Here is a 25,641-nt window from a genome sequence, read left to right on the forward strand (position 1 = left end):
ATGGATGCGATTGATCGCCTGTTGAAGCCGCGCAGCGTTGCCGTCATCGGTGCCTCGGCGGATCCCGCCAAGACGTCTGGCCGCCCGGTCTCTTATTTGCTCAAGCACCGCTTTGCTGGAGATATCTATCCGGTAAACCCCAAGGTCAGCCACATTGGAGACCTGGCGTGCTATCCGACTATTGCTGCGCTTCCCGCCGTCCCGGATGTCGGCATCGTTTTGCTCGGGGCCGAGCGCGCGTTTGAAGCGGTGCGCGACCTGTCACGCCGCGGTACTGCGGCGGCAATCGTGCTCGCTAGCGGCTATAAGGAGGCGGGAGGAGAGGGGGAGCGTCGGCAGCAGGAGTTGCTGGATGCCGCTGGTGGCATGCGCTTGCTCGGGCCCAACACGATTGGCCTCGTCAACCTGACCGACAGCATCGTGCTATCGGCCACGGGGGCGCTGGAAATGGAACAGTTCCCCGTCGGGTCCATTGGCGTTGTGTCCCAAAGCGGCGGGATATTGGGTTCGTTCCTGTCGCGCGCCGCGGCACGGGGCATCGGACTGTCCAAATTGGTCTCCACAAGCAACGAAGCCGATCTGGAGCTTGCCGATTTCATCGATCATCTCGTTGACGACGACGCGACGCGCGTGATTGCGCTGTACGTGGAGACGGTAAGAAATCCGGCCAAATTCCGGACGGCCGCCTTGCGCGCAGCCCACGCCGGCAAGCCGATCGTCGCGTTCAAGATTGGCCGTTCCGAGGCAGGTGCAAAGGCGGCCGTGTCGCATACCGGCGCAATGGCCGGTGCCGATCGCATGTATGACGCATTGTTCAAGCAAGTCGGAATTATCAGAGCCAAGAGTTTTGACGACCTCCTCGATGTGTCCGCCGCGTTGGCCGTTGGGCGCCGATTGCAAGGCCGCCGCGTGGCCGTCCTGACCTCGACGGGCGGTGCCGGGACCTTGGTCTCCGACGAACTCGGTGTGGCGGCGTTCGAGACGCCGGCCCCCGACGAACCCACGAGCGAGGCGTTGCGCGCGCTTCAGACCGGCGACCACGCCGTGCTCGATCGCAATCCCATCGACGTGACGTTGGCCGGATTGCGTCCCGACCTGCTGCGCGGGGCCATTCGCACGTTGCTGGAAAGCGCGAGCTACGACGCTCTGATCAGCATCGTCGGGTCGTCGGCGCTGGCGATGCCCGAGCTGGTGGTCGGTGCGATCCAGGATTGCATGCACACGTCCGACAAGCCGGTCTTGGCGTATGTGAGTCCGCACGCGCCGGAGATTCGCGCACTGCTTAACCGCCGAGGTGTTCCCGCGCTCACCACCGCAGAAGGATGCGCGGCAGCGCTTGGCGCAATGCTGCAGCATGCGCAGTGGGTGGGAGCCGACGACGAACCGGCGCTCGAACTCATCGCGCTTGAGGATCTGCCGAAGGGGGCGCTGGACGAATCCCAGGCCAAGGCATTGTTCGCCAAATTTGGGATTACCGGTCCGTGCGAAGTCGTGGTGACCAATGCGGCGGAGGCCGCGGAGGCCGCCGCGCAGATCGGCGGACGTGTCGCACTCAAGCTCTTGGCATCCGAGACTTCACACAAGAGTGATGTCGGCGGCGTCGCGCTCAACCTGAGTGCGACCGAGGTGGGAGGGCGCCTCGAAACGATGCGCGCCGAAGTGGAACGACGAGCCGGTTTTCGCCCCGAGCGTTTCCTCGTGCAGGAGATGGTGAGTGGTGGTGTCGAATTGATCCTGGGCATGCATCGAGACGCGCTTGGTACGGCGATCCTGCTGGGAGCGGGTGGCACGGGTGCCGAATTGCTTCAAGACACCACCCTTCGTTTGATGCCGCCGCAAGGAGGACTCAGGGAAGAAGACGCCAGCGCCATGCTGCGCGAACTCAAGACCTGGCCGCTGTTGGATGGCTACCGCGGCGCTGAGAAAGCCGACGTCGACATGATGGTCGCGGCAATTGTCGCCTTCTCGCGCATGGTAGCGCAGCTGGGCGAACGGTTGGTCGAGGCTGAGATCAATCCTGTCATCGTATTGCCGGCAGGGCGGGGCGTGCGTGCGGTGGATGGCGTCGCGGTTTTGCAGAGTTGACGGGGCGGGAGAACGACACTGGCGCGCCCTCGGTGGCCGCTTCGCCCCACCCATCCCCATTGAGCGAGAGTCAAACCTGAGTCATGCAAGCCTACATTTGCGACGCAATTAGAACACCTTTCGGCCGTTATGGCGGGGCACTTGCCTCAATCCGCGCCGATGACCTTGGCGCGGTCCCGATCAAGGCGTTGATGGAGCGCAATCCCAACGTCGATTGGGAAGCCATCGACGACGTGATTTTCGGATGCGCCAATCAGGCCGGCGAGGACAACCGCAACGTTGCGCGCATGAGCGCACTGCTTGCCGGGCTACCCGAGCAGACCTCCGCGTCGACGATTAACCGGCTGTGCGGATCGGGGCTGGACGCATTGGGAACTGCGGCACGAGCGATCAAGGCCGGCGAAGCGGGACTGATGATTGCCGGCGGCGTCGAGAGCATGAGCCGGGCGCCGTTCGTTCTACCAAAGGCCGACACCGCGTTCTCGCGCGCCAACTCGATCGAAGATACGACGATTGGGTGGCGGTTCGTCAATCCCGCGATGCGAGCGCGGTTCGGTGTCGATTCGATGCCGCAGACGGCGGAGAACGTAGCGCGAGAGTTTGGCATTGAGCGCGATGCCCAAGATCGTATGGCCTTGGCGTCACAACGCAAAGCGCTGTCGGCCCGCGCGTCGGGGATTCTGTCCCAGGAGATTACACCGGTCGTTGTTCCGCAGCGCAAGGGGGACTCCGTGCTTGTGGAGCATGACGAGCACCCGCGGGAAACCAGCTTGGAGGCGTTGTCGCGGCTTAAAGGTGTGGTGGCTTCGGATGGAACTGTGACTGCGGGCAATTCGTCAGGGGTGAACGATGGTGCCTGCGCCCTGCTGCTCGCAACCGAACGTGCCGCCACGATGCATGGACTCACGCCGCTGGCACGTGTCGTGGGAATGGCGACCGCGGGCGTTCCTCCGAGAATCATGGGGATGGGGCCGGCGCCGGCCACGCGAAAGGTACTCGCGGCGACGGGCTTGCGTTTGGACGATCTCGACGTGATCGAACTCAACGAGGCATTTGCTGCACAAGGTCTGGCGGTCCTGCGCGACTTGGGACTTGCCGACGACGATCCGCGTGTCAATCCGAACGGTGGGGCCATCGCCTTGGGGCATCCGCTGGGCGCGTCCGGCGCACGCCTCGCGACCACCGCGATCAGACAGTTGCATCGTATTCGAGGGCGTTATGCGTTGTGCACCATGTGCATCGGCGTAGGGCAGGGTGTGGCCGTCATAGTCGAACGCGTGTGAAATCCGACCGTTCGATACGTGCGTCGCACGGCCGGCAATGGTTTTGCGCCCAGCGCGGGTTGCGCGAGCACATCGAGATTAGCAGGAGATGATTGTATGCAGGTGACGGAAGCCCTGGCGCGCTATGCCAGCTCATTGGAAACCTCGCCCCCGCCGGAAGCGGTCGTGCATCACGCGAAACGCGCCGTTGTCGATTGGTTTGCATCCGCGTTCGCGGGGTTGGACACGCCGCCGACGCCGATGCTCGCGCAGGTCCTGGCGGATGACCTCGGGCATGGTCGAGCATGTTTGCTGAACGGCGGGAAGGCAACGGCACGTGCGGCCGCATTGATTCACGGCGCCGCAGCGCACGCGGCAGAGGTGGACGACAGCTTCCGGGATGCCATGTATCACCCCGGTGCGGCGACGGTGGCCGCAGCCCTGGCCGCCGCTCAACAGTCAGGATGCAGCGGACTGCGCTTTCTGCATGCTGTGATTGCCGGCTACGAGATATCGACCCGCATCGGTGTTGCGCTGGGACGTGCCCATTACCGCTATTGGCATAACAGCGGAACAGTGGGAACGTTCGGCGCAGCGACTGCCGCCGGGGTCGCCCTGTCACTTGGTGAAGCCGGCCATGGGCATGCACTCGCGACTGCCGCAACATTTGCGGCCGGACTGCAGCAGGCGTTCCGGACAGACTCGATGTCAAAACCCCTCCATACCGGCCGGGCCGCCGAGGGGGGATATCTAGCAGCACAGCTCGCCGCTGTCGGTGTTACGGGCGGACGAGATGTGCTGGAAGGGGAGGGCGGTCTTGGGGTGGCGATGAGCGGTCAGGCGGACTGGTCCGACATTGCGCTGACCTTGGGACGCGATTTTCACATCGCTCGACTCACGGTCAAAAACCACGTCGGGTGTGGTCACACGTTTGCAGCAGTGGACGCGGCAATCGAACTGCGCCGGAATGCGTCCTTCGCCGTTGATGAGGTTCGCAGCATCGCCATCGAGACGTATCGCCCCGCCGTCGAGATCGCGTGCCACGTCAACCCGCTGACGCCCAATGAAGCCCGCTTCAGCATGCGCTACATGGTCGCATCAGCACTGATCAATGGAAGTGTGCGCCAGCAGGCGTTTTCGCCCGCGCAACTGACAGACCCAACTGTTCGCCGTTTGATGACCTGTACGGAAGTCACCGTGAGTCCGGAATTGGACGCGGCGTTTCCGGGTGAGCGTTCAGCACGCGTGGAAGTGACGTTGGAAGGGGGAGAGCGTTTGGTTCATGTACAGCGCCACCGCAGGGGCGATCCCGAGCTACCGCTCAGCGACGAAGAATTGAACGCGAAGTTCATGGAACTGGTGTCGCCTGTCGTTGGCGCGGTGTCGGCCCGCAATTTGCTGGGCCAGTTGTGGAGTCTTGAAGATCGACCCGACGTCGCTGGGCTCGGAGGCGCTTGAGCATACGGCGGAATGCGTCAATCGTTGTTGGGGACGCGGCCGCAATAGATTCGGTGACGATTGCGTTGAACACCTGAATTTCGCCGTAGACCCCGATCGAGGGCCTGGCGCCGAATAGCAATACAGAACAGATTGGAGACACAAAATGACTAGACACGCGTGGATAAGGCGGGACTTGTGGGCTGGGTTGCTGCTCGTTCTATTGGGGGGCGCTGTACTGTTCGAGAGCAAGAGCTACGGCTTCGGCACGCTTGGTCAGATGGGGCCGGGCTTCTTTCCCGCCGCCCTGGGCGTCCTGTTGCTGCTAATCGGAACGCTGATTGCAGCGACGTCGAAAAATACCGAAGTACTGGCGAAGCCGTCTGTCAAGGCATGGCGAGGTGCCGGGCTTGTGCTGTTGTCTGTTTTGGCATTTGTTGGCATTGCCGCGCACATGGGATTGCTGCCGGCGACGTTCATCTCCGTTGTGATCGCGGGCTTTGCCGATCAGCGTAACCCCGTGCGCGACGTGTTTTTGATGGCCGCGGTGCTTACCGTATTCTGCTTTGTCGTTTTCAGTTGGGGGCTGCACCTGCAACTTCCGGCGTTTCGCTGGGAGTGGTAATCATGCACCAGACCATCATGGATCTCATGTACGGCTTCAGCGTCGCGTTGCAGCCGACTCATTTAATGTGGGCTGTCGTTGGGGTGCTGTTGGGAAACCTGATCGGCGTGCTGCCTGGAATGGGGCCCATTACTGCGATCTCGATCCTTCTGCCGCTGACTTATTTTATGGCGTCAGTGCCATCGATCATCATGCTCGCCGGGATCTTCTATGGATCGCAGTACGGTGGGGCAATTGGCGCAATCCTGCTGAATCTGCCAAGTCATCCGCCTCACGCCGTCACATGCATCGATGGTTATCCGCTCACGCGTGCAGGTAAGGGCGGCGCCGCCTTGGGTGTCGCCATGCTGTCGTCATTCTTTGCCGCCACCGTTGGCATTCTGGTGATGATTTTCCTGTCCCCGCTGCTGGTGAGTGTGGCATTCAAGTTTGGCCCCACCGAGATTGCCGCCATCATGGTTCTCGGACTAATCTCCGGCTCGACCATGTCGCGGGGCTCGCCGCTCAAGGGGATCGCCATGACGCTGTTCGGGCTGCTGTGTGGAACGGTTGGGACTGACCTCATCACAGGCACGTTCCGGTTTACCTTCGGCAGCGCTTCGTTATACGACGGCGTGGAACTTGGCGCGATCTGCATGGGGGTATTCGCCATCGCCGATTTTCTGATGCACGTTAATCGGGAGAAGATTGTCGTGACGCGGGCGAAGGTACGTGCGCGTGACATGCGCCCCTCGCTTGCCGATTTGCGCAAGGCGGTCGCGCCTACGCTTCGTGGCACGCTGGTCGGCGTTCTGTTTGGTGGCATGCCGGGAACGGGGCCGACAATCACGACCTTCATCGCGTACGCGCTGGAACGAAAGATCGCGAAGGATCCAAGTCGTTTCGGCAAGGGCGCCATTGAAGGCGTCGCCAGCCCGGAGGCGGCTTCGCACTCAAAGACACAGGTCGATTTCATCCCCACGATGACACTTGGTATCCCAGGCGACGCCGTTATGGCGCTGATCATGGGGGCCTTGATTCTGAAAGGCATCCAGCCCGGACCGTTGCTGATTACCGAGCATCGCGACATCTTCTGGGGTTTGATCGCGAGCTTCTGGATTGGCAATGCCATCCTGATGATTCTGAACGTCCCGCTCATTGGGGTGTGGGTCAAGCTGCTGCAGGTCCCCTACCGGATTCTTTATCCTGCCGCAGTCTTTTTCGTTTGCGTCGGCGTGTACAGCATGCGCAATGACTTGTTCGACGTCGCTTCCGTTGCCGCGTTTGGACTCGTTGGCGCGTTGTTCATGGTCCTGGATTTTCCCATCGCGCCCATTGTGCTGGGCTTCGTGCTCGGCCCGATGTTGGAATCGAATGTACGCCGCGCGCTCCTGCTGTCGCATGGAGATCTGGGAGTCTTCGTGAATCGCCCCATCAGCGCGACCGTCCTTGGAATCGGCGCAATCATCGTGTTCTGGCAGGCTGGCTCATATCTCGCGTGGGGTTCCGATTCGTTGTTCATGCGCTTTCGCTTGCGCATGCAGCGACGAGTCACGAAGGTGCAGGACTGACCTGTTTCTGTGATTGAAGCTCCCTTTCGAGAGAAGACATGAAGTTGTCGTTTTCGCAGAAGTTGTGGCTGCCGCTGATCTTAAGTCTCGCGTGCTTTGCGTGCCTTTCGATATCGGATGCCATTAGTAGTCGGGGAATTCGTCTCGAAGAGAGGCAATCCGGTCTCGTTCACGCGATGGAGCTTGCAAAGTCCGTCATCCAAAGCTACGCGGACCAGGCAGCCACCGGGACGTTGACGATCGATGAAGCCAAGCGCAGCGCGATCGGTGTGATCCGCAAGATGCGTTACGCCGGGGGGAAAGGCTATTTCACGATCCTCAACCCGGACGGTGTCCTGCTCATGAGTGCCACGAAACCGGAGGACGAAGGGCGAAACGTCAGTGGCTTCAGAGATCGGAATGGCGAACCATTCAATCAGAACGTGCTGAACCAGATCCACCGGGACGGTAGCGGCTTTACCCGATACGCCTTCGGCAAGCCGGGCGCGACCGGAATTTTTCCGAAAATCTCCTACAACGACGCGTATCGACCATGGCAATGGATATTGATGACGGGCGTATATGTCGACGACATCAATGCCGCCTTCTACGCGTCGCTCGTGCGGAGCCTGGGTGTATTTGCCGTCATCGGCACGCTTCTGAGCATCGCCGTCGTCGGGGTGAACCGCGGGATATGGCGCTCGCTTGGCGGGGAGCCCAAGTACGCGGCTGAGATCGCCACGCGCATCGCGGAGAACGACTTGGCGTTTGTAGTGCAAGACGAGCGTGCGGGCAGCGGCAGTTTGCTTCACTCGATGAAGCGGATGCGGGACCACCTCGCGGAAACGATTCGCGTCATCAAGGTGTCTGCTGAGTCGGTGTCTATTGCCGCACATGAAATCGCCGGCGGGAATGTCGATTTGTCGATCCGAACCGAGGCGCAGGCAGTCTCGCTCAACCAGACTGTCGCCAACCTGGCCGAGTTGGCCGGTACGATCAGACATAACGCCGATAACGCCTGCCGCGCCGATATGTTCGCTGCGAATGTGGCCGGTCTGGCTGATGCCGGTGATCAGGCCGTGGCAGCGATGCTCCAGACGATCGGGCGAATCAGCGAAAGCTCGGCGAAGATCTCGGAGATTACGGGAATGATAGAAGCGATCGCGTTTCAAACCAATATTCTTTCGCTCAACGCCGCCGTCGAGTCGGCCCGCGCCGGCGCCCACGGGCGTGGCTTCGCCGTCGTTGCATCTGAGGTGAGAGCATTGGCACAGCGCGCAGCGTGTGCGGCGCGCGACATAAAAGCGCTGATAGAGACTTCGTCAACGCTCGTCGCAGACGGCTCGCGGCAGGCGCACGACGTCGGCACGACAATGGGGCGCGTAAGGCAAGCGATAAACGAGTTGTCCAGTATTGTCGGAGAGATCGCCGCCGCCTCGTCGGATCAGGGCAAGCGCATAGAACTGGCCAATCAGGCGTTCATGCAGATGGATGAAAGCACCCAGCAGAACGCCGCTCTCGTCGAAGAGGCCGCCGCGGCGGCACAATCGCTTGAGGAGCAAGCGTCAAACCTGAGGGAAGCCGTTTCCGTATTTCGGCTTTCCGACGCCCAAGACTCGCGACGTTCGCCCCCGGATCGTGCAATGACTTTGGCGTTGGGAGCATTGTGAAGCCCGCCTCCCGGTGGTGACACATGCCGTGTTGATTCACTTCTCAAGGGGAACGCCCATCCACTGCACCTCCGCACCCCACGGTGCTAGCGCCAAAAAACGCTTCAAGTGTCGCTGAAGCAACTCGATCCAGGCCAGAGCGAAGCGCGACGCAGACGTATCCCTCAGGGTTGTCACGGCAACGCTGGACCGAATGGACGGTCGCTCAATGCGATGCGCAATGAGCTCGCCTGACGCTATTTCCTGCTGAACCGCGATATAGGCAAGTATCGAATACCCCTCGCCAGACTTCACCAACTGCTTGGTAAGGGCAACGCTGTCCACTTCGAGTGCAACTCTGAGCCTCACGCCATGCTGAGCCGCTGCCTGTTCAACCAGAAGACGGTTGCTGTGGGGCATGCCGGGAAGAATTAGTGGCGTGTTTGCCAGATCTCGAATGTGGTAGCTGCGAGATCCACCGCCGTCTCCAGGCGGTCCGATAAGCATCATGGGCTCGCTATAGAGCGGCTGGATCTGAAATGCCTCGAGGGGCGGCTGGTTGTAGACCACGGCAAGATCTACACGTCGGTCCATTACCCACTCCTGCAACGAAGTACTCAACCCTTCGCGAACATGCAACGACACATTAGGCCACTGAGTGCGAAATTCGCGCGTCAATTCTGCGCCGATCAGCACGCTCATCGTCGGAGGCAGGCCGACTGCCAAGTGACCTCGCTCCTCATCGGCACTTGCCCGTACCTCCTCGGTCGTTTCGTTGAGCAGGTGCGTGATCATCTCTGCGCGCTCAAGCAATCGAGCGCCGGCAGCTGTCATCCGAACCCCACGACCGTGGCGCACGAACAAGGGAACACCAATTTCGGCCTCAAGCTTCGCGATCTGCCGGCTGAGGGCTGGCTGAGCCACATAAAGCTCGGCGGCCGCTCGGCTCAGGCTGCCGGCACGGGCCACCCGAATAAAGCTACGCAGCTCCCTGATTTCCATAGCGTCTAAGATATTCCTGCATGTTATAGCTTCTTATGATTATACGGTGTTTGTCAGCGGATCTACGTAGAACTATGCTTTTAACAAATACCGAGAATGGCGAGCAGCGTGGTAGTTCACAAAGCTGACGACGCTGTTCCGCAGTGATCCTGGCTTGATGGTCGGATCGCACCTAACGATATGAGAAGTCGGACGGCGTTTGCAGCGATCGCTGCGCGAGAACGTACTGTCGGCTCAGGAGACAACATGAAGCATCTCAAGAAGCTACACATTCAGGTCCTCATTGCGCTTGCGTGCGCGATCGCGCTCGGCCTGGTGGCGCCCGCGTGGGCAATCGCCATGAAACCGATCGGCACTGCCTTTATCGCGCTGCTCAAGATGATGCTGGCGCCGATCATCTTCTGCACCCTCGTCCAGGGGTTGGCCCACGTGCGTGATCTGCGCATGCTTGGACGCATGGGCATCAAATCGCTGATCTACTTCGAAGTGGTGAGCACGATCGCGATGGTGCTCGGTTTTGTGTTGGTCAACGTCTTTCAACCGGGCGTCGGGTTGCACGCGAGCAATCTGGCCGAAGCCGCCGACGCCGCCAAGGTCACTTCCGGTGCGCACAACGTCTCCGCAGTCAGTTACCTGCTTAGCCTGATTCCGCACACGCTGGTCGATGCCTTTGCCAAGGGCGATATCGTGCAGGTGCTGATCATCTCGGTGCTGGCCGGCCTGGCTCTGAACCTGTCGGTCGGTGCGGATTCGGTGCTGTTGCGCGGAATTGACGAAGCCACGTCGGTGCTGTTCCGCATGCTCGGCTTCATCATGAAGTTGGCCCCGCTCGGCGCCTTCGGTGCGATGGCCGCAGCGGTGGGCAGCTACGGCGGCGCGACGCTCCTGTACCTCCTCAAGGTCATCATTCTGTATTACGCCGCATCCCTGATCTTCGTCTTCGGCGTCCTTGGCGCGATCAGCACCGGTATTGGTCTGCCGTTTTTCGGCGTGTTGCGCCTGATTCGTGACGAGATCCTGCTGATTTTCGGCACGGCATCAAGTGAAGTGGCCTTCCCGCGACTGATTGAGAAGCTGCGTCGTGCGGGCTGTGACGAGGCAGTGGTCGGCTTCGTCCTGCCGGCGGGCTACAGTTTCAACCTCGACGGCACTTCCATCTACATGGCTATCGCTGTCGGTTTCATTGCGCAGGCCACTGATACGCCGTTCTCGCTCTGGCAGCAGCTCGGCCTGCTGGCGATTCTCAGCCTGACCTCCAAGGGCGGTACCACCGTCGCGGGCGGTGCTTTCGTGAAGCTCGCAGCCACGCTGCAATCGATGCGCACGCTGCCGGTAGCCGGCCTCGGCCTGCTCTTCGGGATTGACCGGATCATGGCTATCGCCACAGCGCTCGTGAATGTAGTCGGCAACACCGTCGCCGTATTCGCCATCGCCCGCTGGGAAGGCGCATTCGATGCCGACGCGTTTGCTCAGGAAACCGGCCGTCGCGCGCGCCCTTCGCTTCTGAAACTGTCTGCTGGCGCGCCGGATTCGGCAGCCGCTGCGCAGGCGAATTGATTCTGCCGGAAATAATCACCATGGAACTTCGTCTTCCCGACATCGACCCGACGCAACTCTCGCCGGAGCAGCGCATCGTCTACGACGCCATTGCCTCGGGTCCCCGCAAGGGCGTGCGTGGTCCGCTCGCGGTCTGGTTGCATCGACCGCTTCTGGCTGATCGCGCGCAAGCACTGGGGCGCTACTGCCGTTATGACAGCAGCCTGCCGCCGCGACTCTCCGAGCTTGCCATCATGTGCATGGGCCGCCATTGGCTTGCCGAATATGAGTGGGCCGCCCATAAGCCGTTCGCGCTGGAAGCCGGGGTTGCGCCCGAGGTGCTCGATGCGTTGCGTGACGGCAAGGCGCCGCAGTTCGTGAATCGCGACGAGGCGCTGATCTACGAATTCATGACGCAGCTTCACGCGCAACGCAGCATCGGAGATGCGCTGTATGCCGCGCTGATCGACGAGATCGGTCAGGACGGCCTGGTGGATCTTGTCGGCATCGCGGGCTACTACACGCTCATCTCCATGACTATCAAGGTCTTCAACGTGCCGGCGCCGGCTGGCGTCGCGCCTGAACTGCCCATTTCTCTGTAACAAGGATCAATCGTGCAATCGAATACTGAGCTGCAAGCCGCGCTTGCTAATGGTCGTCTGCAAGGCAAGGTGGCAATTGTGACTGGCGCCGGATGCGTCGGGCCGGGCTGGGGCAACGGTCGTGCGGTGACCGTGCTGTTTGCAATGGCCGGCGCACGCGTTTTCGCCGTCGACAAGCGTCTCGACGCAATGGAGGAAACCATTCGCCGTGTGCGTGAGGCCGGCGGAGAGGTGACGCCTTACACGTGTGACGTCACCGATTCTGTGGCCGTCAAGGCCATGGTAGCGGCGTGTGTCGAAACCTACGGCAAGGTCGACGTACTCGTCAATAACGTGGGCGGCTCCGCCTCCGGTGGTCCGGTAGATCTGTCTGAAGAGAAGTGGGACGCCCAAGTCGCTTTCAATCTGAAAAGCGTCTTCCTGGCATGTAAGCACGTTATTCCAGAACTCGAACGTGCCGGGGGCGGTGCCATCGTCAATACGGCATCGACGTCCGGCATTCGCTGGACGGGCTCCGCGCAAGTGGCCTACGCCGCTTGCAAGGCTGGCGTGATCCAGCTCTCGAAGGTTGTCGCGGTCGAATATGCGAAGAAGGGCATTCGTGTGAATACCGTCGTTCCTGGCCAATTGCACACGCCGATGGTGGAAGTGCGTCTGGCCGGTCAGCGTACGGGCGGCGATATCGACAAGCTGCTGGAAGCCCGCCTTGCACGTATTCCGCTGGGCTTCATGGGCGACGGTCGAGATACCGCTTATGCCGCATTGTTCCTTGCCTCCGACGAGGCCCGTTTTGTGACGGGAACCGAACTGGTGGTCGACGGCGGCATGACCGCACGTTGCGATTGAGGTAGCGCAGACGTATGTCGACACATCGCGGCGTCTGGGATTGCCATACCCATATCTACGGACCTTGGAAAGCGTTCCCGCTCCCTGACGGTGCCGCCTATCTGCCTGCTCTCGCGCCCATGGACGATCTATTGGCCATGCACGATCGCATTGGCGTATCGCATGGCGTGCTGGTCCAAGCGGCTTGCTATGGACGCGATCACAGCGCCTTGCTTGACGGTATCGCCATGTCGGGGGGGCGGTACCGCGGCGTTGCGCTCGTCGACGATGCCACCACGGACGCCGAACTGCATCGTCTCGACCAAGGGGGCGTGCGCGGCGTTCGTTTCAACTTCATGGGGCACCTGCCAGGCGAGCGCAACTTCGCTCGACTGCGTGAGACCGCGGTGCGTGTGAAGGCATTGAATTGGCACGTTCTGGTTCACGGTCGTCTCGATCAGATCCTTCCTGTGCTCGACGCGTGGTCGGATCTGGATATTCCTATCGTCGTAGATCACATGGGGCGGCAGGACGCTACGCTGCCGATCGACGAAGTCGCGATGAAAGCGTTGGAACGACACCTGGAAAACCCAATGCGCTGGGTCAAACTCTCCGGCGTCGACCGATTGATGCAAGGCACGCCACCTCCGTGGGATGCCGCGTTGCCGCTCGCGCGTCGCCTCCTCGCGGTGGCGCCCGATCGGGCGATCTGGGGCTCGGATTGGCCGCATCCGAATATTAAGGGGGATGTGCCTGACGACGATGCGCTACTAGCATTCGTTCGCCTGGTGTGCGCCGACGAGGCTACCGCGCAAGCGGTGCTCTGCGATAACCCGCTGAAGTTGTACGTCTGAGAGAATATCGATGTCCACACCGATTGCTCTGAATTCCACGTCGAGAGACAGCGCTGAGCAAAGCGCATGCCGAAAGGCCGCGTGGCGGTTGATCCCGCTGCTGGCGTTTGCTTATTTCGTCAACTATCTGGATCGCACCAACGTTGGCTTTGCCGCGTTGACCATGAACCGGGACCTGGGCCTGAGCGCATCGGCCTTCGGATTGGCCGCCGGGATCTTCTACGTCGGATACTGCCTATTCGAAGTGCCCAGCAACCTGGCACTTTATCGGTACGGTGCGCGTCGCTGGCTCGCCCGTATCATGATTACGTGGGGACTGTTCGCGGCCGCCACGAGCTTCGCCGTCGGCCCGACGAGTTACGCGTTCATCCGATTGATGGCCGGCATTGGCGAAGCCGGCTTTTTCCCCGGCGTGATCTTCTACCTGACGCTTTGGTTTCCGTCGCAGTTTCGCACACGAATGATGGCCATTTTTCTAGCCGCCATTCCGTTGTCGTCGGTGTTCAGCGGCCCGCTTTCCGTCTCGATGCTGCAACTCGACGGCGTCCTCGGACTACACGGTTGGCAGTGGCTCTTCGTTCTGCAAGGTCTGCCCGCGTGCGTGCTTGGCGTGGTGTGTCTGTTCGCGCTTCCCGACGGGCCTGCGCACGCGAAGTGGCTTACCGATGACGAGCAGCGGGCGCTGCAGGACGCATTGGAGCGCGAGCGTTCAACGACGCACGAGCGAGATTTCCGCAAATCGCTCAAGGATTCGCGCGTTTGGCTGCTCGCCGCGATTCTCTTCAGCTACATCATCGGGATTCTGGGGATCGGCGTGTGGATGCCCACGATCCTCAAGACACATCATCTCACCGACATGCAGGTTGGCCTTGCAACGGCCATTCCGTACATTGTCGGCAGCCTGGCAATGCTGGCGTGGGCGCGCGTGCTCGCCAGGAAGCGTCGCTACGTCAAGCATCTCGTGCTGACGTGCGCCGTGGCGGCCATCGGCTTTTTTGCGTCGGTGGCGTCCAGCTCGTTGTTGCCCGCCATGTTCGGCCTGACAGTGGCGATTGTGGGCCTGTCGTCCGTGCGGACCTGCTTCTACAGCATTCCGGCGACCTTCCTCGACAAGCAGGCAGCGGCCGGTGGCGTCGCATTCATCAACGCAGTGGGCAGTCTGGGCGGCCTGGTCGGGCCGGCCATGGTCGGCTGGCTAAAGGACGTAACCGGATCGTTCAATGCCGGCTTGATGGGGATGGGCGGGATGCTCGTTCTCGCGACGCTGCTCTCGGCCTATCTCAAGACACAGGTCAAGGAGGCCTGACACACCATGATCGATACGTGGCAGCCCAACTTGCGTACCCCCGATCCGGCGATTCGGGTCCTGGACGAGCGATTCGCGCACTACCGCTTGCCTCACGCGCGCGTCGAGCGCTTGTGGACCGGCGCGCGCTGGGCGGAAGGCCCCGTCTGGTTTGGGGACGCCCGCGCACTGTACTGGACCGATCTGCCCAACGACAGAATCCTTCGATGGGACGAAGTGACCGAGAGCGTGAGCGCCTATCGCGCCCCATCGACCAAGGCCAACGGGCTGACACGTGATCGCGAAGGACGCCTGATTGCCTGTGAACATGGCGAGCGTCGAGTGACGCGCACCGAGTACGACGGCAGTATCACGGTGCTCGCCGACCGCTACCAGGGCAAGCGCTTGAACTCGCCCAACGATGTGGTCGTCGCGCGGGACGGCGCCGTGTGGTTCACCGATCCGCCGTTCGGTCTGGTAAGCGACTACATGGGGCAAGTTGCGGAAGCCGAACTGCCGTGGGGCCTCTACCGGTTGGACCCGCATAGCGGTGAGCTCGCGTGTATGGCGGACGACATCCCGGGACCCAACGGGCTCGCGTTCTCTCCCGACGAGACGATGCTTTACGTGGTGGCGTCACGCGCGCGTCCGCGAACGATCATGGCGTTTGATGTGGTGGGTGGCGCGGCATTGCGTCATCCGCGCGTGTTGATCGATGCGAAGGACGGAACGCCGGACGGCTTCCGTGTCGATGTCGATGGCAACCTCTGGTGTGGTTGGGGCACAGGCAGTGCCGAACTCGATGGTGTGCGGGTATTCGCGCCTGACGGATCGCCGATCGGTCACATCGACTTGCCTGAGCGTTGCGCCAACTTGTGCTTCGGTGGTCGCCATCGCAATCGTCTCTTCATGGCGGCGACGTCGTCGCTATATTCCCTGTTCGTCAACACACGCGGAATGACCTGATTTCTAGCAGACTCGCCGACCACCGATAAATAGAAAAGAGATACGTAGGAGACAACTTGATGATTCGTCGTCCATTCGCTCGCGCGGCTATTGCCTCTGGCATGTGTGGGTTTGCCATGTGTATGGCTTCAGTGGCTGCTCAGGCGGCGGAAGTCCATGTCCTCGCCACCGGCGCGTTGCGAGCTGCCTTTGCACAGGTCGTACCGGCGTTCGAACGTGAGACCGGCAATCACGTCGATATCGAGTGGGGGCCCTCGTACGGCACGTCAGCCGATGCGCTTCCAACGCGGATTCGCGCAGGCGAGCCCATGGATGTCTGTTTCATGATCGGCGCAGCGCTTACCGATCATGTCAAGCAAGGCTACTTCGACCCCGCGTCGCTAGTGGATCTGATGAGTAGCGGCATTGGTGTTGCGGTAGCTCCCGGTGCGGCGAAGCCGAACGTGGCAACGGTCGACGATCTGCGCAAGACGTTGTTGGCGGCGAAGTCGGTGGCGTTCTCGGAAGGTGCGAGTGGTACCTACATCACGCAAACGTTGTTCGAGAGACTTGGGGTGGCACAGCAGATGAAATCGAAGAGCGTGCTTATCCGCGGCAAGGAACTCGTCGGCACGGCACTGGCCCGCGGCGACGCGGAGCTGGGTCTGCAGCAAATCAGCGAGTTGCGCGCTATCTCCGGCATTCAGTACGTGGGGCCGCTGCCTGCGCAAGTGCAGAAGGCCAGCGTGATTGCCGCGGCCATTGGCGTGCACGCTAGAGAACGCGCAGCCGGTCAGGCGTTCATCGACTATCTGCGAACGCCCGAAGCGCGTGCCCTGATGGCGCACAGTGGGCTGGACCCGATCTCGAAGTAGGCCGCTCCCCCACGCTTTCACGGCGTTGCGGGTCAGTCGGACACGCTTCGCTGACCGTGTCTCGTGTCGCCAGAAGCAATGACGGGATCTGGTGATTCAACCGTCATCGAGACGACGCATGCGCAGCATCCAACCGCGCGATCGCTGATCGCTTGGGGCGTCGCCAATTTGGACGTGCGTCACTCGCCAGTTCACTACATCAACGTGTAGCCCCGGCTACTGTGCCAGCGCTGTGAGCCGTACATGGTGCTTCGGTCGTCGCGTCGCGCAACTGAGCCGGAGCGCCAGTCCACCCATCGTTATTCATTCTGACTGCCAGACCATTCACTGAGGATTTGAAAAATGACCTGTATCCGTACCATCTCTGCTGCCGTCGTTGCGCTGGGCGTGAGCTTCGGGGCGCTTGCCGCTAACGTGGAACATACCCTCGTCAAGCACGACAACGTGCAGATTGACGTCATGCGCCAGGGTAAAGGCCCGTTGATCGTGATGTTGCCATCGCTTGGCCGCTCGGCACGCGACTATGACGATGTTGCGGCACGACTCGTTGCTGACGGGTTCCGCGTAATCCGTCCTGAGCCGCGCGGAATTGGGCGAAGCGTGGGTCCGATGGAATCTCTGAACATGCACGACTTTGCGCGTGACGTCGCTGCCGTGATCGAGAACGAGCATGCGGGCCCAGCAGTCGTCGTTGGGCACGCATGGGGCAACTTCCCGGCTCGCCAGGTGGCGACGGATCGCCCGGATTTGGTTCGCGGTGTTGTACTCGTCGCAGCATCCGCCGGCAAGGTTCCGCCGGGTTCGACCGAGAAGCCGATTGGTCCAGAAATGCGCAAGGCGATTGACGGTGCGGGAGACCTTCGACTATCGCGCGCCCAGCGCCTGATCTACCTGAAGGAAGCATTTTTTGCGCCAGGCAATGACCCGACCGTTTGGCTGGACGGATGGCATCACGATACCCACGAGGCTGAATCGCACGCGCGAAACGTGACGCCGGTGGATGACTACTTTGCGGCCGGCAGCGCGCCGATTCTCGATTTGCAGGGAGAGAGCGATCCTGTGGCTCCCCGTCGTTTCTCCATGGTGCTCAAGTCCATGTTGGGAGATCGGGTAACCGTAGTGGTCGTGCCGAATGCCGGTCATGCGTTTGCCCCGGAGCAACCGAAGGCGATGGCCGACGAAATTGCGAAGTTTGCGCGTCGCGTCTCTTGGACGAAGCAGTAACGCGGGCATTTCCATAGCCGGGCTGCCCCGGGGCCGCCTGCGATTCCGGCAATCCCATGCGCAGAGGTTGGCCGAAAGTGTGGAAGCCAACGCTTCTACAATTCGAGAATCTGCGGCACGACTGAATCGAATGCATCAGTCGGTTCGTCCGAACTTGTTTTGAGACCAAGCAGTGAAGCTGGTGTTGCGTGACGGTGCTGGCGCATCGCCGGCTTTCTCGCAGTCGACGACCCCAACGCAGTCCCCCCAAGACCGACGATAATCGGTGACGCAAACGATCTTCCAATGCACCATCGTCATGTCCACGGGCAGCTAGCACACAACTCGTAGCGTAGGCATCTAGATGGTCAACATCGGGGTTTCGGAAACGATGGTCGAGATGTAATCCATCACCACGCGAACAGGTTTGGATCGGCGTAAGTCGCGATGAACCACCAGCCAAATATCTCGCGCGAACGCGCTTCCGTCGTGTTCCAGCCTAACCAGATCCCCTTCGGTATCGCCCATGAAGCACGGAAGTCCAGCGACACCGGCGCCACCGCGCGCGGCGGCGAGATGGCCGCTGATGTCGCTCAATGTGCATCCCACCGGGCGGCCGTTGGCAATCTTCAATAGCCAATGTTGCTGAGGCATGTCGGCCAACGATGCGTCGTAAGCAATAAACGTCCAATCGGCCGGCGGCACCGTACGCGCGTAATCTTTGTGCGCGTATAGCGCGAAGGGCATGCGGCCGATGCGCCGCGCAACATTGCTGGGCTCTTTGGGCCGAACCAACCGCAGTGCGATGTCCGCTTCGCCGCGACTAAGGGATATTTGCTGAGCCTGGGCCAATAGAGAGAGTTGAATTCCGGGGTGCGTCTCACGCAAGCTGGCCAGACGTTTTGCCAGGAAGTGGGCGACCAGTACCGGCGGCGCGCTCAAGGCGACCTTCCCGTCCAGTGGGGCATGTTGAGCACGGGCAAGTCGGGCAATGTCAAAGGAAGCCGTCTCCATATGCTTGGCGAGTTCCAGAACCTTCATTCCGTCGGGCGTCAATCGGCACGAGCGCGGCAGCCGTTCAATCAGAGACATTTGCAGTTCAGCCTCGAGAGCGTTCAATCGCCGACTCACCGTCGCGTGATCGACGTGCATCGCACGCGCTGCGCCGGAAAGGGTTCCTGCATGAGCGACGGCCATGAAATGACGTAAATTCTCCCAATCGAACATCTGTGCATTTTCTCCAGGTTGAGTTGCAATTATAGGTAATTTACGCACAGACATCGGCTGCCTAACATGGCATCAGTTTGTTACGTCAAGGATGTGCGTCATGCTCTCTTCCAGACCTTCGTCGCGTGGTACGTTGGCGGCTTCCGCCTTGGGATTGGCCGTTGTGCTGTTGGACGTTAGCGTCGTCAATGTCGCCTTGGAGGCCTTGCGACAGAAATTTTCGACTGATGTTGCTGGGTTGCAGTGGGTGGTCAACGCTTACACCTTGGCGTTTGCCGCGTTGCTGTTGACTAGCGGAGCGATGGGCGACCGCTTTGGGGCGCGGCGCGTCTTTTCCTGGGGGTTGATCCTTTTTACATTGGCGTCGCTCATCTGCGGGCTCACGGATGAACTGAGCGGGTTAGTTGCCGCGCGGCTGCTTCAAGGTGTGGGTGCCGCAATGCTGGTGCCCAACTCGCTTTCGATACTACAAAGGGCGTTCCAACCGGGTGAGGAGCGTGGCCGCGCAGTGGGATGGTGGGGGGCAGTGGGAGGCCTGTCACTGGCAGCCGGTCCGGTCCTGGGAGGCCTGCTGGTGACGCATTTGGGTTGGCGCTCGATTTTTCTAGTCAATCTACCCGTCGGGTTGATTGGCATTTACCTGACCTTGCGCTACGTAACGCCTGACGGGGAAGGTCACCGACGGCGTTTGGACTGGCCCGGACAGGCAACGGTGGTGTTTGCACTAGCGTCGCTGACTGCCAGCCTTATCGAAGCCAGTAGCCTTGGATGGGGCGATACGCGGGTTCAATCGGGGTTGTTGCTGGCTGTTGCCGCGCTGTTTGTCTTTATCTGGATCGAGTGGCGCACGCAAGACCCGATGTTGCCAATGACGTTGTTTCGTGCGCCAACGTTCACGGCTTCAACGGCTTCGGGTCTGATCGTGAACTTCTCGTATTACGGCCTGGTGTTTGTGCTGAGCCTTTTCTTCCAGTCGCAGTGTCGGTTTTCGCCTCAGCAGACAGGACTCGCCTTCTTGCCGATGACCGTCATATTGGTCGCGGCAAACATTGTGGCGGGAAGGCTCATCACACGCCTCGGGGCGCGTCGCATCATGGTGCTTGGTTTGGGGCTGGCCGCGTGTGGATATTTGCTGATGCTGTTGGCAAGCTTCGACGGGCGCTACGGCATGCTGATCGTACCTATGTTAATCGCGGGTAGCGGCGTCGCATTGACGATTCCCACCATGACCAATGTGACACTTTCATCGGTGGAGGCGTCGCGCGCAGGCATCGCATCCGGCGTTCTTAATTCCGCGCGCCAGGTCGGCGGAATGTTAGGGGTCGCCGTGTTTGGCTATCTGGTTCGCGACACGGCTTCACACGCGTTCTTGCATGGCATGCACGCGGCAATGGCGATTGCGGGTTCTCTACTATTTCTGTGTAGCATGATGTGTTTGTATTGCATGCCAAAGCGAGAATATCGGGAAGTCGTCGTTGGATCGACGAAGGCGATTTCTTCATCCGAACTGTGTGGGCGTGGATGAGCCGGTTCGGAACTTGAGCGAAATGAGGCAAGCTCGGTTTTCGGTAGAATTCCACGGATCGTTTCAGGAGGAAAAATGTTCGTTGTTCTCTTGCATTACCTTCAGCCGCTGGCCGAAATCGAGGCGTTCCTTCAAGAGCATCGCGAGTATCTTGAGCGTCAATACGCTGCCGGCCATTTCGTGGCGTCTGGGCCTCAAGTACCTCGGGTTGGCGGCGTTATCATTGTGCGCAATCTAGGACGGGACGCGTTGGATGTCGTGTTGGCGCAGGATCCGTTCTACCGAGAAGGCATCGCTCAATATCAGATCATTGAGTTTGCTCCGAACAAGTTCGCGGCGGGTGCCCAAAGGGTACTCTGTGGAGAAAACTGACAGTCGTCGCAGACGTCGATCCTGGCCAGTGCGATTCAGCGATTCCGTGAGGCACCGCCGGGTTGGCGAATTCGCATTGTTCCGGGATGCCGCTCAATCTACTGGCGCAGATCGACTCAGGCGAGATCGCCCTCGCCGCTGCCACGCACATCAGTACCTCATATAGCTGTCATCGCCCTCCGCTCCTCTTCCGTGAGAATGGGACCGTCCAAAGTGACTTGGGAGTGGTCGTCCTTGAACTTCGCGATGATCGGCTTCAGTTCGCTCTTGATGTGCTTTTCGCTGTAGCCGTTGAACAGGTGGCCGAGCAGGCCCCGACGCAAGTCGCTGCTTCCCATGTACCAGTCGGCAATCGGGAACGTCAGGTTCATGTTGTATTTCATCATGATGCCCATGTTGTGGTGGGCGGTGTGATGCCGGCGAATCGTATTGATGAACGGCATGTTGCGCACGAACCAATTCTCATGGCAGTGGCAACAGTAATGGAACGTCTCGTAGATCACATACTGGCCGACCATCGTCAGAAAGACCATCCAGCCGGCGTTCGTGCCCAGGATCAGTGAGGTCACGTAGCCCAGGGCGCCGCCGCCCACACCCAGCGTCATCAGCACGCGCCACGGAAAGAAGACGATGCGAAATTCGCGCGTCGTGTCGATCGTCGACAACTGGTCGCTGAAGTATTGGTGATGCTGGCGAGTGTGGCGGTTGTAGATCTCGCGCAAGCCCCAGACATTCACGCGACGATGCATCACGAAGCGATGCATGAACCACTCCACGAAGTTGCCCGCCAGGAAGACAGGAATGATCAACAGCCATTCCCAGGTCGGATGCTGCAATCGGCTGACGGCATAGGCGACCGCGCCGATGGCCACGATATACATCACGACGATGTGCAACAGGCCGTTGTACATCGGGCTGATGTCGGATTTGTACTGCTCTCGGAATTTCAGTTGACGCTCGGTAATCATGGGTTGTCTCCTGCGTTTAAATCAATCGGATGGCGCTTATGGTTCGGCAGGTCATCCGCCACTGCATAGCGGGTATCGGTGGGCACGATTGCCCGCCGATACCCGCGCGTTAATGCGAAACGTCCTCAAGCGATCGGCCTTTGGTCTCCACGCCCAGCAGCAACACGGCGAGCGCTGCAATGACGAAGGAGAGGGCGCCCAGGGTGAAGACGCCCGCCTGTCCCCACGAAGGAAGCAGTACGCCGATGGCAAAGGGGCCCGCCAGGGAGCCGACGCGTCCGATGGACGACGCGAATCCGGAGCCTGTCGCGCGCGTGCGGGTCGGATAGAGCTCCGGCGTGTAGGCGTACAGCACCGACCACATGCCGAACAGGAAGAATTGCATCATCAGTCCGGCGGCAATCAATTGTTCGATAGGGGCCTTGGTGCCAGCGGCCTGACCGTAAAGATAGGCGGCCACGGCACTCCCCAGCAGCATCAGCGCGCACGTTGGCTTGCGGCCCCATTTCTCCAGCAACCATGCCGAGAACATGAACCCGGGAATCCCCGCCAGCGAGATGTAGACCGTGTAGAGAACCGATTTGGTCAGTTCATAGCCGGCCTGTTGAAGCAGCGCCCCCAGCCAAGTCGTCAGTCCGTAGTAACCGAGTAAGGCGAAGAACCACGTGGTCCAGAGCATGACCGTCCGTTTGGCATACATGCCGGTCCAAAGCTCGGCGAACAGCGCCTTCCTGCCGGTTTGGGCGCGAGGGGCGCTCGGTGTCAATGTGGGCGCGGGCAACTTGCGTCCGTAGGCTTTCTCCACCTTGGCCTCGATGCGGTCCATCACGTCCGAGGCTTCGGTCATCCGTCCGGTGTCTTCGAGCCACCGAGGCGACTCGGGCACCACGCGCCGGATGACGAACACAAACACGGCCGGGACCGACAAGGCGATGAAAATGCCACGCCACCCGATGACCGGGAGCATGAAGTAAGAGAGCGCGCCTGCAACGATGAACCCGATGGGCCAAAAACCTTCAAGGATCGCTACATACTTGCCGCGGCTCTTGGCCGGCACGATCTCCGAGACCATCGACAGGCCGATGGGGAACTCCATGCCCATGCCAAAGCCCAGAACCACCCGATACAACATCAGCGAATCGACGTTGTGCGCGAAGCCGCACATCAGGCTACCGACGCCCCAGAAGATCATGCTGATCTGGAAGACCGGCTTTCGGCCAAATTTGTCCGCGAGCAGGCCCGCTATCGCGGCGCCGGCGAACATCCCAAGGAAGCTGGCGCTGGCCAGCAGTCCAGTTTGCGAGGCCGAGAGACCGAATTCCGTCTTGATCGACCCCAGAACAAAGGTCATCAGACCCAGGTCCATGGAATCGAAGAACCAGGCGGTGGCAATGATCGAGAACAACGTTCTCTGGTAGTGGGTCATCGGCAGCCGCTCTAGACGCGCGGCAACCCCAACACCCAGCCGCGAAGCGGCGACGGACATATCCATACTTGTGTCTCCTCCAATGTATGTTGCTGATAATCAGCTAACATGTTAGACATCGAGGCGCAAAGAGGCCGGTAGGCCCGGCCGAATTTTAATGGTGTCTTTGCGTCGCTACAGCACCGGGCCGAAATGCTCAGTCTGCGGCGAATCTCGCTGTCGTCTCGTCTTGAAAACGGCTATGCCACGCGTTATTGATAATGTCCGCATAGCTGTCTTCAATATTCCCAACCGGGAACGCTTTCGCCAACCGAGTCACGCCAAGCGAATCGGTGTGCAAGTCCTGTAGAGATGTCCGCGCCACGCCAAACGCGTTCAAATCGGTGGGAATCCCAAGCTTGCCGACCAGTTCGCGTAATTGGTGCGGTAACGCGCGCACCGCCTGGACTTCGTCGGTCGTCTGAATGCCGAACATTCGGGCGACCTCCAGAAGTTCGGCATGTCGGGACTCGCGCAGGGCGTCGATGACATAGGGCAAGACAACGGCATTCGTCGCCCCGTGGGATTGGTGCGTCAGAGCGGCGACGCCGTAAGCGATGCCATGCACCGCATTCAGCCCCGCACTGCCGTAGGACATCGCCGCATAGACGCTGGCATAGCACATGCCCACGCGCGCCTCGACATCGTTGCCATCCTGATAGGAACGAAGCAGATACCGGGCGCAAAGCTGGATGGACTCGCGCGCAAACATCATGGTCAAGCCGCTGCGACCGCTATAGCCCGGGTCGACGTTGCCTCCTCGCTCGAACTGGCTTGAGTCAAGGGTGACAAACGACTCGAGGGCATGCGTCAGGGCGTCGATGCCGGATTCCGCGGTGACTTTGGGCGGGCAGGTGAAAGTGAGTTCGGGGTCGATGGCGGCGATGACAGGGCGAAGCCGATTGTCCATCACGGCGGTCTTGATACCGGTGGACGTGTCGAACAGAATGGTGCCGGGGGTCAGCTCAGAGCCTGTTCCCGCCGTCGTGGGCACCGATACGTGGTCGATGACCGGCGTATCGCTCGTAATGCCGGCACTGAAGTCGCGAATGGGCCGCCCTGCAGTCAGGGTGACGCACAGCGCCTTGGCCAGATCGATGTTGCTGCCGCCGCCCAGGGAAATGATGTGGTCGGGCAGATGACCGTCAAGGTGGACGCGCAGTTCGGCGGTTGCACGGTCGCACAGATCGGTCGTGGGGTCGGGTTGGCCGCCCGCAAAGACATCGACGTGAATGCCGAGGCGTTCGCAGGCCGTCACGTAGTCGCTCACCCAAGGGGTTTGCTCGGCAAAGAAGCGATCGGTGACGAGCAAGCCACGTCGATAGCCGATGCGTTGCAAAAGACCAGGAAGCTTTTGACGGTAGGCACGCTCGATGATCAGTCGGGAGGGGGCGCAAAAGTGGATGCAATCGTCAAGCCTCATGAAGTCGTCTCCGGGGTGCTCGGGCATCGGGATGCCGTGCTGTATTGCGTGAGAAATTGCCGCATGGCGACGCAGACCGCTTGCGTGTTCTGCGTCAGGATCGAGTGGCGCGCGCCCGGAATCACTTGCAGCGTTGCGCAGCGAATTCCCTCTCGCATGCGATGTGCGTGCTCGACGGGACAGTCTTCGTCGTCGCTGCCGTGGATGAGCAGCGTGGGCACGTCGACGTGCGCCAGATGCCGGAGGTGGGAAATCCGCTTCAGCGCATTCCATGTCCACGACACAGTGAGCGGATCCGCCGCTTGCGTCAGACCCAAGCGCATTTGCCTGTGCCGAATTTCGTTGAGTAGGGCCGTCTCTTCGGAAGCCTTGAACCAGGCAACCTCGTCCAACTGCGCGGTGCCGGACAACAGCACAATGGCCGCCGGCGGGTGATGACGCGCCGTGCCGTTCGCCAACTGCGCCATCAACTCGAGGATGACCGATACACCCATGCTCCAGCCGGCCAGCGCATAGGGACGCGCGCCGATTTCCTGTTCAATCGACAAGCTGGCAATCCGCGCGAAGTTGTCGGCGCTGCATGCCTTTGGCTCGTTTGGCGATTCGGCGTCGCCGCGACCCGGCATGTTGGGCAAGACGAAATCAAACGTGTCGCCTAACGCGGTCGCCACCGGGATCCACGAGTCGCTCGTGCCTTGAATCCCGTGCAGCGCGACAACCGGGAAGCCATCGGGTTTTCCCATGCGACGTATATCCATCGAGCGCCCTTTGCATTAGTAATATGTTAGTTGGTTAATAATAGCATGTTAGATGGATGGGGCAAGTCGGCGATACTGAGGGAAAACGCGTAGATGGGGGAGCGTGGGGTCACGAAGGGAAGGCGCACGTGGCTGTCCGAACGTTGGGCGTGCTGAGCGCAGTGCGTCATCGAAGCCTTGAGAGCAGGT

The 25,641-nt window shown here is 60.6% G+C and carries 22 protein-coding genes and 1 pseudogene; 17 read left to right on the plus strand and 6 right to left on the minus strand.

The features are described 5' to 3' along the window. The 6 genes from PSO31014_RS16375 (at window position 1) to PSO31014_RS16400 (ending at window position 8,608) form a co-directional block, all read left to right on the plus strand. Window positions 1-2,085 (plus strand): acetate--CoA ligase family protein, encoded by a 2,085-nt coding sequence (locus tag PSO31014_RS16375; RefSeq protein WP_150552583.1) that lies wholly within the window; start codon window positions 1-3, stop codon window positions 2,083-2,085. 83 nt (window positions 2,086-2,168) lie between these two features. Next, entirely contained in the window at window positions 2,169-3,368 is a 1,200-nt protein-coding gene (gene pcaF / locus PSO31014_RS16380; RefSeq protein WP_150552584.1) for a 3-oxoadipyl-CoA thiolase, read from the plus strand. 96 nt (window positions 3,369-3,464) lie between these two features. Next, the gene (locus PSO31014_RS16385; RefSeq protein WP_150552585.1) at window positions 3,465-4,805 is read left to right on the plus strand and encodes an MmgE/PrpD family protein; all 1,341 of its coding nucleotides are present in this window, start codon (window positions 3,465-3,467) and stop codon (window positions 4,803-4,805) included. A 145-nt stretch (window positions 4,806-4,950) separates the two neighbouring features. Then, complete coding sequence (locus tag PSO31014_RS16390; RefSeq protein WP_150552586.1) at window positions 4,951-5,409, plus strand: tripartite tricarboxylate transporter TctB family protein; 459 nt, start codon at window positions 4,951-4,953, stop codon at window positions 5,407-5,409. Window positions 5,410-5,411: 2 nt separating this feature from the next. Next, the gene (locus PSO31014_RS16395) at window positions 5,412-6,959 is read left to right on the plus strand and encodes a tripartite tricarboxylate transporter permease (RefSeq protein WP_174976545.1); all 1,548 of its coding nucleotides are present in this window, start codon (window positions 5,412-5,414) and stop codon (window positions 6,957-6,959) included. A gap of 38 nt (window positions 6,960-6,997) precedes the next feature. Continuing rightward, a complete protein-coding gene (locus tag PSO31014_RS16400; RefSeq protein ID WP_150552587.1) occupies window positions 6,998-8,608 on the plus strand; it encodes a methyl-accepting chemotaxis protein in 1,611 nt (536 codons plus the stop codon). 36 nt (window positions 8,609-8,644) lie between these two features. Here PSO31014_RS16400 and PSO31014_RS16405 read toward each other — a convergent pair whose 3' ends face one another. After that, window positions 8,645-9,589 (minus strand): LysR family transcriptional regulator, encoded by a 945-nt coding sequence (locus PSO31014_RS16405; RefSeq protein WP_150552588.1) that lies wholly within the window; start codon window positions 9,587-9,589, stop codon window positions 8,645-8,647. A 246-nt stretch (window positions 9,590-9,835) separates the two neighbouring features. Here PSO31014_RS16405 and PSO31014_RS16410 point away from each other — a divergent pair, with 246 nt between their 5' ends. The 8 genes from PSO31014_RS16410 (at window position 9,836) to PSO31014_RS16445 (ending at window position 17,735) form a co-directional block, all read left to right on the plus strand. Beyond that, window positions 9,836-11,146: a cation:dicarboxylate symporter family transporter gene (locus tag PSO31014_RS16410; protein WP_150552589.1), complete on the plus strand. Its 1,311-nt coding sequence runs from the start codon at window positions 9,836-9,838 to the stop codon at window positions 11,144-11,146. 20 nt (window positions 11,147-11,166) lie between these two features. Continuing rightward, window positions 11,167-11,727, plus strand: coding sequence for a carboxymuconolactone decarboxylase family protein (locus tag PSO31014_RS16415; protein WP_150552590.1), 561 nt, complete (start codon window positions 11,167-11,169; stop codon window positions 11,725-11,727). Between the two features lie 12 nt (window positions 11,728-11,739). Next, window positions 11,740-12,573, plus strand: a complete 834-nt coding sequence (locus PSO31014_RS16420; RefSeq protein ID WP_246176717.1) for an SDR family NAD(P)-dependent oxidoreductase — start codon at window positions 11,740-11,742, stop codon at window positions 12,571-12,573. 14 nt (window positions 12,574-12,587) lie between these two features. Then, a complete protein-coding gene (locus PSO31014_RS16425; protein WP_150552591.1) occupies window positions 12,588-13,406 on the plus strand; it encodes an amidohydrolase family protein in 819 nt (272 codons plus the stop codon). 10 nt (window positions 13,407-13,416) lie between these two features. After that, window positions 13,417-14,712: an MFS transporter gene (locus PSO31014_RS16430; protein ID WP_150552592.1), complete on the plus strand. Its 1,296-nt coding sequence runs from the start codon at window positions 13,417-13,419 to the stop codon at window positions 14,710-14,712. A 6-nt stretch (window positions 14,713-14,718) separates the two neighbouring features. Next, window positions 14,719-15,657, plus strand: coding sequence for an SMP-30/gluconolactonase/LRE family protein (locus PSO31014_RS16435; RefSeq protein ID WP_150552593.1), 939 nt, complete (start codon window positions 14,719-14,721; stop codon window positions 15,655-15,657). 59 nt (window positions 15,658-15,716) lie between these two features. Next, window positions 15,717-16,511, plus strand: a complete 795-nt coding sequence (locus PSO31014_RS16440; protein WP_150552594.1) for a substrate-binding domain-containing protein — start codon at window positions 15,717-15,719, stop codon at window positions 16,509-16,511. 342 nt (window positions 16,512-16,853) lie between these two features. Continuing rightward, the gene (locus tag PSO31014_RS16445; RefSeq protein WP_150552595.1) at window positions 16,854-17,735 is read left to right on the plus strand and encodes an alpha/beta fold hydrolase; all 882 of its coding nucleotides are present in this window, start codon (window positions 16,854-16,856) and stop codon (window positions 17,733-17,735) included. A 339-nt stretch (window positions 17,736-18,074) separates the two neighbouring features. Here PSO31014_RS16445 and PSO31014_RS16450 read toward each other — a convergent pair whose 3' ends face one another. Beyond that, complete coding sequence (locus PSO31014_RS16450; protein WP_150552596.1) at window positions 18,075-18,941, minus strand: LysR family transcriptional regulator; 867 nt, start codon at window positions 18,939-18,941, stop codon at window positions 18,075-18,077. A gap of 100 nt (window positions 18,942-19,041) precedes the next feature. Here PSO31014_RS16450 and PSO31014_RS16455 point away from each other — a divergent pair, with 100 nt between their 5' ends. The 3 genes and pseudogenes from PSO31014_RS16455 to PSO31014_RS22720 form a co-directional block, all read left to right on the plus strand. Then, on the plus strand, window positions 19,042-20,466 hold the full coding sequence (locus PSO31014_RS16455; RefSeq protein WP_150552597.1) for an MFS transporter: 1,425 nt from the start codon (window positions 19,042-19,044) through the stop codon (window positions 20,464-20,466). A 75-nt stretch (window positions 20,467-20,541) separates the two neighbouring features. Continuing rightward, the gene (locus tag PSO31014_RS16460) at window positions 20,542-20,838 is read left to right on the plus strand and encodes a YciI family protein (protein WP_150552598.1); all 297 of its coding nucleotides are present in this window, start codon (window positions 20,542-20,544) and stop codon (window positions 20,836-20,838) included. Window positions 20,839-20,841: 3 nt separating this feature from the next. Beyond that, a pseudogene (locus PSO31014_RS22720) lies at window positions 20,842-20,975 on the plus strand (LysR family transcriptional regulator); the annotation flags it as partial. Between the two features lie 21 nt (window positions 20,976-20,996). Here PSO31014_RS22720 and PSO31014_RS16465 read toward each other — a convergent pair. From PSO31014_RS16465 to PSO31014_RS16480, 4 genes are all read right to left on the minus strand, one after another. Beyond that, window positions 20,997-21,806 carry a sterol desaturase family protein gene (locus tag PSO31014_RS16465; RefSeq protein ID WP_150552599.1) on the minus strand — a complete coding sequence of 270 codons (810 nt, stop codon included), beginning with the start codon at window positions 21,804-21,806 and terminating at the stop codon, window positions 20,997-20,999. A 109-nt stretch (window positions 21,807-21,915) separates the two neighbouring features. Further along, window positions 21,916-23,298, minus strand: coding sequence for an MFS transporter (locus tag PSO31014_RS16470; protein WP_150552600.1), 1,383 nt, complete (start codon window positions 23,296-23,298; stop codon window positions 21,916-21,918). Window positions 23,299-23,428: 130 nt separating this feature from the next. After that, a complete protein-coding gene (locus PSO31014_RS16475; RefSeq protein ID WP_150552647.1) occupies window positions 23,429-24,694 on the minus strand; it encodes an iron-containing alcohol dehydrogenase in 1,266 nt (421 codons plus the stop codon). Beyond that, on the minus strand, window positions 24,691-25,437 hold the full coding sequence (locus PSO31014_RS16480) for an alpha/beta fold hydrolase (protein ID WP_246176719.1): 747 nt from the start codon (window positions 25,435-25,437) through the stop codon (window positions 24,691-24,693). The genes PSO31014_RS16475 and PSO31014_RS16480 overlap by 4 nt, the downstream gene beginning before the upstream one ends. Between the last annotated feature and the right edge of the window lie 204 nt (window positions 25,438-25,641).

This window comes from Pandoraea soli, from assembly GCF_902459595.1.
GTDB lineage: Bacteria > Pseudomonadota > Gammaproteobacteria > Burkholderiales > Burkholderiaceae > Pandoraea > Pandoraea cepalis.

Bases quoted from the DNA above. Each gene is read 5' to 3' on its own strand.
- PSO31014_RS16375 (WP_150552583.1), top strand. From the start codon at position 1: ATGGATGCGATTGATCGCCTGTTGAAGCCGCGCAGCGTTGCCGTCATC.
- pcaF (WP_150552584.1), top strand. From the start codon at position 2,169: ATGCAAGCCTACATTTGCGACGCAATTAGAACACCTTTCGGCCGTTAT.
- PSO31014_RS16385 (WP_150552585.1), top strand. From the start codon at position 3,465: ATGCAGGTGACGGAAGCCCTGGCGCGCTATGCCAGCTCATTGGAAACC.
- PSO31014_RS16390 (WP_150552586.1), top strand. From the start codon at position 4,951: ATGACTAGACACGCGTGGATAAGGCGGGACTTGTGGGCTGGGTTGCTG.
- PSO31014_RS16395 (WP_174976545.1), top strand. From the start codon at position 5,412: ATGCACCAGACCATCATGGATCTCATGTACGGCTTCAGCGTCGCGTTG.
- PSO31014_RS16400 (WP_150552587.1), top strand. From the start codon at position 6,998: ATGAAGTTGTCGTTTTCGCAGAAGTTGTGGCTGCCGCTGATCTTAAGT.
- PSO31014_RS16405 (WP_150552588.1), bottom strand. From the start codon at position 9,589: ATGGAAATCAGGGAGCTGCGTAGCTTTATTCGGGTGGCCCGTGCCGGC.
- PSO31014_RS16410 (WP_150552589.1), top strand. From the start codon at position 9,836: ATGAAGCATCTCAAGAAGCTACACATTCAGGTCCTCATTGCGCTTGCG.
- PSO31014_RS16415 (WP_150552590.1), top strand. From the start codon at position 11,167: ATGGAACTTCGTCTTCCCGACATCGACCCGACGCAACTCTCGCCGGAG.
- PSO31014_RS16425 (WP_150552591.1), top strand. From the start codon at position 12,588: ATGTCGACACATCGCGGCGTCTGGGATTGCCATACCCATATCTACGGA.
- PSO31014_RS16430 (WP_150552592.1), top strand. From the start codon at position 13,417: ATGTCCACACCGATTGCTCTGAATTCCACGTCGAGAGACAGCGCTGAG.
- PSO31014_RS16435 (WP_150552593.1), top strand. From the start codon at position 14,719: ATGATCGATACGTGGCAGCCCAACTTGCGTACCCCCGATCCGGCGATT.
- PSO31014_RS16440 (WP_150552594.1), top strand. From the start codon at position 15,717: ATGATTCGTCGTCCATTCGCTCGCGCGGCTATTGCCTCTGGCATGTGT.
- PSO31014_RS16445 (WP_150552595.1), top strand. From the start codon at position 16,854: ATGACCTGTATCCGTACCATCTCTGCTGCCGTCGTTGCGCTGGGCGTG.
- PSO31014_RS16450 (WP_150552596.1), bottom strand. From the start codon at position 18,941: ATGTTCGATTGGGAGAATTTACGTCATTTCATGGCCGTCGCTCATGCA.
- PSO31014_RS16455 (WP_150552597.1), top strand. From the start codon at position 19,042: ATGCTCTCTTCCAGACCTTCGTCGCGTGGTACGTTGGCGGCTTCCGCC.
- PSO31014_RS16460 (WP_150552598.1), top strand. From the start codon at position 20,542: ATGTTCGTTGTTCTCTTGCATTACCTTCAGCCGCTGGCCGAAATCGAG.
- PSO31014_RS16465 (WP_150552599.1), bottom strand. From the start codon at position 21,806: ATGATTACCGAGCGTCAACTGAAATTCCGAGAGCAGTACAAATCCGAC.
- PSO31014_RS16470 (WP_150552600.1), bottom strand. From the start codon at position 23,298: ATGGATATGTCCGTCGCCGCTTCGCGGCTGGGTGTTGGGGTTGCCGCG.
- PSO31014_RS16475 (WP_150552647.1), bottom strand. From the start codon at position 24,694: ATGAGGCTTGACGATTGCATCCACTTTTGCGCCCCCTCCCGACTGATC.
- PSO31014_RS16480 (WP_246176719.1), bottom strand. From the start codon at position 25,437: ATGGGAAAACCCGATGGCTTCCCGGTTGTCGCGCTGCACGGGATTCAA.